The organism is Streptomyces sp. NPDC049577 (assembly GCF_040675635.1).
Lineage (GTDB): Bacteria > Actinomycetota > Actinomycetes > Streptomycetales > Streptomycetaceae > Streptomyces.
The window spans coordinates 1-8,464 of record NZ_JBFAPH010000269.1; the positions used below are offsets into that span (position 1 = coordinate 1).

The 8,464-nt window shown below is 71.1% G+C and carries 6 protein-coding genes and 1 pseudogene; 2 read left to right on the forward strand and 5 right to left on the reverse strand.

Annotated features, from left to right (window positions below):
- Window positions 1–89: 89 nt before the first annotated feature.
- A pseudogene (locus tag AB0K09_RS24850) lies at window positions 90–1,070 on the forward strand (amino acid--tRNA ligase-related protein); the annotation flags it as partial.
- A gap of 82 nt (window positions 1,071–1,152) precedes the next feature.
- On the opposite strand, the gene AB0K09_RS24855 reads toward AB0K09_RS24850, so the two are convergent.
- The 5 genes from AB0K09_RS24855 to AB0K09_RS24875 all read right to left on the reverse strand — a co-directional run bounded on the left by AB0K09_RS24855 (window position 1,153) and on the right by AB0K09_RS24875 (window position 6,873).
- Window positions 1,153–1,521, reverse strand: a complete 369-nt coding sequence (locus AB0K09_RS24855) for a DNA-binding response regulator (RefSeq protein ID WP_366067592.1) — start codon at window positions 1,519–1,521, stop codon at window positions 1,153–1,155.
- 188 nt (window positions 1,522–1,709) lie between these two features.
- Window positions 1,710–3,443 (reverse strand): methionine--tRNA ligase, encoded by a 1,734-nt coding sequence (metG, locus tag AB0K09_RS24860; RefSeq protein ID WP_366067593.1) that lies wholly within the window; start codon window positions 3,441–3,443, stop codon window positions 1,710–1,712.
- 107 nt (window positions 3,444–3,550) lie between these two features.
- Entirely contained in the window at window positions 3,551–3,802 is a 252-nt protein-coding gene (locus AB0K09_RS24865) for a hypothetical protein (protein ID WP_366067594.1), read from the reverse strand.
- Window positions 3,803–3,975: 173 nt separating this feature from the next.
- A complete protein-coding gene (locus AB0K09_RS24870; protein ID WP_366067595.1) occupies window positions 3,976–5,202 on the reverse strand; it encodes a VWA domain-containing protein in 1,227 nt (408 codons plus the stop codon).
- Window positions 5,203–5,469: 267 nt separating this feature from the next.
- Window positions 5,470–6,873 carry a carotenoid oxygenase family protein gene (locus AB0K09_RS24875; protein WP_366067596.1) on the reverse strand — a complete coding sequence of 468 codons (1,404 nt, stop codon included), beginning with the start codon at window positions 6,871–6,873 and terminating at the stop codon, window positions 5,470–5,472.
- 249 nt (window positions 6,874–7,122) lie between these two features.
- On the opposite strand from AB0K09_RS24875, the gene AB0K09_RS24880 reads away from it, so the two are divergent.
- Window positions 7,123–8,376: an alpha/beta hydrolase-fold protein gene (locus tag AB0K09_RS24880; protein WP_366067597.1), complete on the forward strand. Its 1,254-nt coding sequence runs from the start codon at window positions 7,123–7,125 to the stop codon at window positions 8,374–8,376.
- The last annotated feature ends 88 nt before the right edge of the window (window positions 8,377–8,464 follow it).

The window sequence follows — 8,464 nt, forward strand, 5'->3', positions numbered from 1 at the left end:
GACAACCGCCTGCCGGTCGGACACCGTGCAGGAGAAGACGCGCGCAGGGGCGAGGCTCTGCTTACTGATAACACCAGGAGCAAGTGGTCGAGGAGTTCGGCGGCGGCCGCCACGTCACCTCCCCGTTCCCGCGCATCCCCTTCCGCGAGGCGATGCTCAAGTACGGCTCCGACAAGCCGGACCTGCGCGCCAAGCTGGAGCTCGTCGACGTCACGGACGTCTTCGAGGGCTCGGAGTTCAAAGCCTTCGCCGGCAAGCACGTGCGTGCGCTGGCCGTGCCGTCCGTCCAGGACCAGCCGCGCAAGTTCTTCGACGGCCTCGGCGAGTACGCGGTCGAGCAGGGCGCGAAGGGTCTGGCCTGGGTCCGCGTCGGTGACGAGAACGCGCTGACCGGCCCGATCGCCAAGTTCCTCACCGAGGAGAACGTCAAGGCCCTCACCGAGCGCCTCGGCCTGGCGCCCGGCCACGCGATCTTCTTCGGCGCCGGCGACTTCGACGAGGTCTCCAAGATCATGGGCGCCGTGCGCGTCGAGGCCGCCAAGCGCGCCGGCCAGTTCGAGGAGAACGTCTTCCGGTTCTGCTGGATCGTCGACTTCCCGATGTTCGAGAAGGACGAGGAGACCGGCAAGATCGAGTTCTCCCACAACCCGTTCTCCATGCCGCAGGGCGGCCTGGAGGCCCTGCAGACCATGGACCCGCTGGACATCCTGGCCTGGCAGTACGACATCGTCTGCAACGGCGTGGAGCTGTCGTCCGGCGCCATCCGGAACCACGAGCCCGAGGTCATGTACAAGGCCTTCGAGATCGCCGGTTACAGCAAGGACGACGTCGAGCGCGAGTTCGGCGGCATGCTGCGCGCCTTCAAGTTCGGCGCCCCGCCGCACGGCGGCATCGCCCCGGGCGTCGACCGCATCGTCATGCTGCTGGCCGACGAGCCGAACATCCGCGAGACCATCGCCTTCCCGCTCAACGGCAACGCGCAGGACCTGCTCATGGGCGCGCCGAGCGAGGTCGACGAGTCGCGGCTCAAGGAGCTGCACCTGTCGATCCGCAAGCCGCAGGTGAAGTAAGCGGCAGGAGTGACGAGGGGCCCGGCACGGTGAACGTGCCGGGCCCCTCGCCGTTCTTCGCGTTCTCGCCGTTCTTCCCGGCTCAGAGCAGCGCCGTCGCCATGGGGGTCCGCGGACAGCAGCCGGCCGCGTTGTGGACCGCGCGCGACAGCCGCCCCGGCGTCAGCCGGTGGCCCCACAGCACGGACCGCACGCCGTACTCCGCGACGGCCATCAGCTCCGTCTCCCCCAGCTCCTCGGCGATCACCACCAGCGGTGCCCGGTCCGCCCGCGCCATGCGCCGCAGCGCCCCCGGTGCGTCCCGGTCGGCGCGGCCCATGAGCAGGATGTCGACGGCCGCCCCGTCCCGGACGATTTCCATGCCGGGCAGCGACCGCAACTGCCGGACGACCCGGTGCCGGCCCAGCTCGTCGTCGGCGTGCACGCTCACGGTGATGCGCTTCTCGAACACTTCGCTCTTCCTCGTCCGTCCCCCGTGCAACAACGCACACCAGCCTGTCGAACAGGGCTGAACGAACGCTTGCCGATCGCTTGCCGACCGCTCAACGCGGCCCCGGCGGGCGCCCCGGAAACGCCCGGGGGCCCGGGACCGTGATGGTCCCGGGCCCCCGGCCCGTCGGTGCGCGGCTGCGCGGCGGATTACGCCTCGGCCGTCTCCGCACCGCCGAAGCGCTCGGTGTACGCGGCCAGGTCGTCCTCGGTGATCTTCGCGAAGAGCACCGGCGGCACGGTGAAGGGCGTGCCGGCCGGGACGGAGGACAGCGAGCTCGCCTCGTCGGCGGTCACCCACGTCGCCGTGTCGTTCTCCAGCGCGAACGCGGAGCGCATCGCGGCGGCGGACGCCGGGATGAACGGCTCGGAGATGATCGCGTAGAGGTGGATCAGGTTCATGGCCGTGCGCAGCGTGAGGGCCGCGCCGTCCGGGTTGGTCTTGATCTCCAGCCAGGGGGCCTTGGTCTCCAGGTAGGAGTTGCCCGCGCTCCACAGCGTGCGCAGGGCCTGGGCGGCCTTGCGGAACTGCAGGGTCTCCATGTGGTTCTCGTACTCCACCAGCAGCGCGGCGATCTCGCGGCCCAGCTGGGCCTCCGCCTCGCCGGCCTCCAGGCCCGCCGGGACGGCGTCGCCGAAGCGCTTGCGGGAGAAGGACAGCACGCGGTTGACGAAGTTGCCCAGGACGTCGGCGAGGTCCTTGTTGACCGTGGCGGCGAAGAGCTCCCAGGTGAACGAGGTGTCGTCCGACTCGGGGGCGTTGGCCATCATGAAGTAGCGCCAGTAGTCGGCGGGCAGGATCTCCAGGGCGTCGTGCGTGAAGACGCCGCGCCGCTGCGAGGTGGAGAACTTGCCGCCGTAGTAGTTGAGCCAGTTGAAGGCCTTGACGTAGTCGACCTTCTTCCAGGGCTCGCGGGTGCCGAGCTGGGTGGCCGGGAACATCACCGTGTGGAACGGGACGTTGTCCTTGCCCATGAACTGGGTGTAGCGGACGTCCTCGGCCTCGTACCACCAGGACTTCCAGTCCCGGTTCTCCGGGTCACCTTCCTGCGCGGCGTTCGCCCACTCCTTCGTCGCGCCGATGTACTCGACGGGCGCGTCGAACCACACGTAGAAGACCTTGCCCTCGGCCGCCAGCTCGGGCCAGGTGTCGGCCGGGACGGGCACGCCCCAGTCGAGGTCACGGGTGATCGCCCGGTCGTTGAGCCCCTCGGTCAGCCACTTGCGGGCGATCGAGGAGGCCAGCACGGGCCAGTCCTTGCCGTGCTCGTCGATCCACGCCTCGACCTCGCCCTGGAGCTTCGACTGGCGCAGGAAGAGGTGCTTGGTCTCGCGCACCTCCAGGTCGCTGCTGCCGCTGATCGCCGAGCGGGCGTCGATGAGGTCCGTCGGGTCGAGGACGCGCGTGCAGTTCTCGCACTGGTCGCCGCGGGCCTTGTCGTAGCCGCAGTGCGGGCAGGTGCCGACGATGTAGCGGTCGGGCAGGAAGCGGGCGTCGGTCAGCGAGTACACCTGGCGGATCGACCGCTCCTCGATGAACCCGTTCTTCTGCAGCTGCCGCGCGAAGTGCTGGGTGATGTCCCGGTTCTCGGGGGAGGAGCTGCGGCCGAAGTAGTCGAACTTCAGCCCGAAGCCCTCGTAGATCGCCTTCTGGGCGTCGTGCTGCTGCGCGCAGTACTCCGAGACCGGCAGCCCGGCCTCCTTCGCCGCCAGCTCGGCGGGCGTGCCGTGCTCGTCGGTGGCGCAGATGTACAGCGCCTCGCGGCCGGTCTGGCGCAGGTACCGCGCGTAGACGTCCGCCGGGAGCATGGACCCCACCATGTTGCCCAGGTGCTTGATCCCGTTGATGTACGGAAGGGCGCTGGTGATGAGGTGTCGAGCCATTGCGGCTGCTCCCTGGTCGCTGTGTGTTTGAGGTGCACCTTTAGCGTATCCGAGCGCCAGGGCGCCGCCGCGCCGCTTTTATGACGGCTGTGTCAACGCGGGACCCCTCACCGTGACCACCTGCTCTCCGCCCGGCTCAGCGCGTTCAGCTGGGCGACGCGCGCCCGCAGCACCTCGTCGTCGGTCGCGGCCCGGATCAGCTCCGGCGGGCAGTTCCACTCCAGCCCGCCCTGGGGCGGTCGTAGCTGTACGTGACCGGCGTGGTGGTCCATGACCTGCCCGATGCGACCGGAGCGGGTGTCGATGGCGTAGGAGCCACGCGTGGGAGCCGGGGCTGGTGGGGGGATCTCATTGCTCACACCCTTACAGTGCCCACTCAGACGGTGCCTGATCGGTTCTGCGCCGAATACGGAGGGTGATATCGGGGCGCCAGGGACGACGGCGCCCGGGACGACGGCGCCCGCGCCGGGGCGGTGGCCGTCCCGGCGCGGGCGGGCGTGTGCGGCGAGCGGGTGCCTGGGGTGCGGGGAGGTCAGCCGACGATGCCCGCCGCCCGGGCCTCGCGCAGCCAGTCCGGGAACTCCACCATCAGCTCGCGGTAGAGGTCGCCGTCCGAGAGCGACTTCGGGTCGCGGCCCGCGTGGAAGAAGCCCGCGTTGTCGACGGCGCGGCGCTCGGGGACGGGGAGGTCGTCGAGGCGGCGCAGGAAGTCGAAGCCCCTGCCCTCCGGGTCGCCGAAGCCGACGAACTGCCAGAAGATCGGGAGCTTCGAGGCCTCGCACAGCGCCTTCTCGGCCGCCGGCTTGCTGTAGGGCGCGCCGTCGGTCTGGAAGATGACGAAGGCGGGGTCGCTCGCGCCGGAGGCGAGGTAGTGGTCGGTCACCGCCCGCATCGCCAGGTGGTAGTTCGTGCGGCCCATGTGCCCGTACGAGGCGTGGAGCTCCTGGATCCGGCCCTCGTAGTTGCCGAGGTCGAGGTCGGCCGTGCCGTCGACGTCCGTGGAGAAGAAGACGACGGGCACGACGCCGTCGTCGTCGAGGTTGGCCGCCAGGCCCAGGGCCTGTTCGGCCAGGCGCTGGACGGAGCCGTCCTTGTAGTAGGGGCGCATGGAGCCGGAGCGGTCGAGGACGAGGTAGACGGCGGCCCGCTGCCCGGCCAGGCCCTGCTTGCGCAGGGAGGTCCCGGCCTCCTTGTAGAGGCTGACCAGGCCGGGCGCGGTCTCGCGCACCTTCTCCAGGCTCACCGCGGCGCCCGCCCCGGTGATCGTCTCGCTGCTCGTCCCGGCGGTCATGGCCGGGGACGGCTCGGGGTCCGGGCCCGGGGCCGGCTCGGGGTAGGGGTTCGGCTCCGGGGTGGGCGCGGGCTCCGGCTCGGGGATCGGCTTCGGCGACGGCATGGGCGTCGGCTCGGGCTCGGGCTCCGGGAGCGGCTCGGGGCGCGGCGGGGGCGGCGTCGGGATCGGCCCGAGCGGTCCCGGGTCGGGCACCCGCTCCGTGGCGGGCTGGGCGGGCACCGGGGCCGCCGCGCTCTCGCTCACCGGGTGCGCGCCGGACGTGGTGACGGACGCCGGGCCGGCCGGCTGGGCGGGAACGGACACGGGGGCGACGGCGTTGTCGGCCCGGTCCGGCACGGCCGCCTCCGCGGTCTCGGCCACGGACGGGACGTTCGTGCCGGCCGCCGCCGGCTGAGCGGGCACGGACGGCGCCGCCTTCCCGCCGTCCACCGGGACGGCCTCCGGCCCCGTGCTCTGCTGGGGCACGGCCGGTTCCTCGCGTTCAACTGCCCTGGATCGACCGAACGCGTTCCGCAGCAGACTCCGAATGCCCATGGGGATCTGTCCTGTCCTTCATGTCTCGCAGGTCTCGGGTGCAGGTCTTTCAATGGCCCGGCACAATGTCCCGGCTGATTGCCCCTTGTGTCGGGAATCGTTCGTAAACGTCCCGCCGGGGACATGTTCGTAGGCTAGCCGTCAACACCCGTCCAGCACGATCACTCTCCTGCCCGCCGCGCGTCATGTCACACGCGGTCAGGCTCGTGGAGGCGGCTCGTCGGGCACCCAGCTGCCGTGGAAACCGAGCGGAACCCGCACGGGGAGGTGGATCCGGGCGACCGGCCCGGCCGCGAGGTCGCGGGCCGGGAGCACCAGCAAGTCGGTGGCCCCGCGGACCGGTTCGTAGAGCAGCGTGAGGAGCCAGCCGTCGTCCTCCGCCGCCCAGGGGCCGGACGGCACGAAGACGCCCTCGCCGATGTCGCCGCCGGGCGGGGCGCGGAACTCCTCGCTCTTGCCGCGCGCCAAGTCGTATTTGACGATCGCGGCGCCGAGCCCGCCGGCCGGACCGTGCGAACTCCCCGCGTGCGGGCCCGCCGCACCGGTGCCCGCGCGCTCGCGGACCGCGTAGCCGAAGCGGTGGCGCCGGGTCAGCCGGCGCGGATCGGCGCGCGGCAGCTCGACCGGGCAGTCGTCCACCACCTGCCGCCGCACCGCCCCGGCGCGCAGATCGACGTCCCAGCGCTCCAGCCGGGCCGTCGCCGCGCCCGGCTCCGTGCGCCCGCCCACGAAGAGACGGTCGTGGACGACCAGATGGACCGTGATCGTCCCGCCCGGGCCGTCGTCGTACGCGTTCATGTGGTGGAAGACGAAGCAGGGTTCGACCTCCAGCCAGCGCACGTCCGCCGCCCGCCCCTCGCGCGGCAGCACCCCGATCCGGGCGGGCCGCTCGGCCGCCCAGACGTAGGGGAAGGAGGTGCCGCTGCGGTGCGGCGCGAAGACCACGGGGAGGTCGTACAGCAGGACATGGTGCTCGGTGAGGGAGAAGTCGTGCATCATGGGCCGCCCGCGCACCGGGATGTCGACGTGCCGCCGCACGCAGCCGTCCGTCCCCGCGACGACGTACTGGACGTACGGCCAGGCCCAGCAGTACGCGACCGCGTGCAGCTCCCCGCTCACCGGGTCGAGGACGGGATGCGCGGACAGACCGCCCGGCAGCGTGCCGTGGAAGTCGAAGGGACCGATCGTGTAGAGCTCGGGGTCCAGCTCGTAGGGCAGCGAACCGCCCTCGACCAGGGCGAGGAGGTGGCCCGCGAAGGGCTGGACGTGGGTGTTGGGCGCGAAGTCCATGCCGAGGTGGCGCGGACCGTGCAGCAGCTTCTCCCCGAGCTGCCCGGCGACGGCGTCCGAGCGCACCCAGCGGTTGCGGTACCACTCGGCGCGGCCGTCGCGCAGCCGCACGCCGTGCACCATGCCCTCCCCGCTGAACCAGTGGTACGAGCCCGGGTCCTCGACGCGCAGCGGGTTGGGGCCGTTGCGCAGGTACCGGCCGCGCAGGGCGTCGGGGACACGGCCGGTGACCGGGAGGTCGTAGGCGGTGAGCTCGTCGTGGACGGGGGCGAAGAGGCCGCTGAGATAGGGATTCGGCGGGTCGTCGGACATGGCGTCCACCTCCTCCGCCCACCATCCGGCGGAAGGGGGCGTTCGGCCAGACCACCGGCCCGGCCCGGGCCGGGAACGCCGGGAGACGCGCAGACCAAGGGCAGGACAAGAGCAGCGCAACAAATGGGCCCCGGGCAACCCTGCCCGTCGATTACCGCCTCTTCATCGGTGAGTATGACCGGACCGGAACGGAATCCGGACGGAGCCGCGACGAGCAGCCCACCACAGGGGCAGGGAGTTGAGCGCCAGATGGGCCTGATGAGCAGGTCGCTCTTGTACACGGTCGTTTTCGTCGCCCTGCTGTGCGTGGCGCTCACGGTCTGGGTGTGGCCACGGCTGGCCGGCCGCGGTGTGCTGCCCGTGCTGGGACGGCTGGGCTCCATCGCCGTGACCCAGCTGTCGATCGTGGCCGCGATGCTGCTCGCGGTGAATTCCTGGGGCCAGTTCTACGGCACCTGGAACCAGCTGCTCGGCCGGGTCGACAAGGCCCCGGTCAACGTCAACGAGATGGGCAAGGGCGGCCCCTACGCCACCGTGAACGGCACCAAGGACGGCCTCGTCCAGCCGGCCGGGCCACAGGGCCTGGACAAGATCGGCGGGATACCGCACGGCCCCGCCGACAAGGAGGGCAAGGTCCAGTCGGTCCGCATCGTCGGCAAGCGGTCCCAGGCCATCAACCCCGCCTTCGTCTATCTGCCGCCGCAGTACTTCCAGAAGCAGTACGAGCGCCACCGCTTCCCCGTCATGGTCGCCATCAGCGGCTACCCGGGCGGGATCATGAACCTCGCCCAGCACCTCCAGGTGCCGCAGACCGCGAGCCGGCTGCTGGCGGAGAACAAGATGCAGCCGACCATCATCGTCATGGTCCGCCCGACGATCGCGCCGCCGCGCGACACGGAGTGCGTGGACGTCCCGGACGGCCCGCAGGCCGAGACCTTCTTCACCAAGGACCTGCCCGACGCGCTCCGCAGCACGTACCGGGTCGGCGCCGACCCGAGCGCCTGGGGCGTCTTCGGCTACTCCTCCGGCGGCACCTGCGCCCTGGAGCTCGCCATGCGCCAGCCGAACGTCTACCCGGCCGCCGCCGCCCTCTCCGCCGACTACAAGGTCGGCAACGACCTCACCACCGGCAACCTCTTCGGCAGCGGCCCGGACGCCAAGCAGAAGCAGCACGAGCACGACCTGATCTGGCGCCTGCAGAACATGCCGGCCCCGCGGGTCTCGGTGCTGGTCACGTCCAGCAAGAAGGGCGAGAAGAACTACGGCGAGACGGAGAAGTTCCTGAAGGCGGTCAAGGAGCCGATGACATCGGCGTCGATCATCCTGCCGGAGGGCTCCCACCACTTCACGACGTGGCGGCGGGAGATCGGCCCGCTGATGGAGTGGATGAGCCAGCAGCTCACGTTCCCCCAGGACACGGCGGACAAGCCGGCGCCCCCGGCGAACCCGGCGCCTTCGGCGACAGCTTCGGCGACAGCTTCTGAGGAACCGAAGAAGGACTGACCGGCGGGCGGGGCCGGGGAACGCCCAGCTGCCGCCCCAGCGAGTCGAACGCCTCCGGGTAGAGCCGGATCCAAGTGTTGTAGTTTTT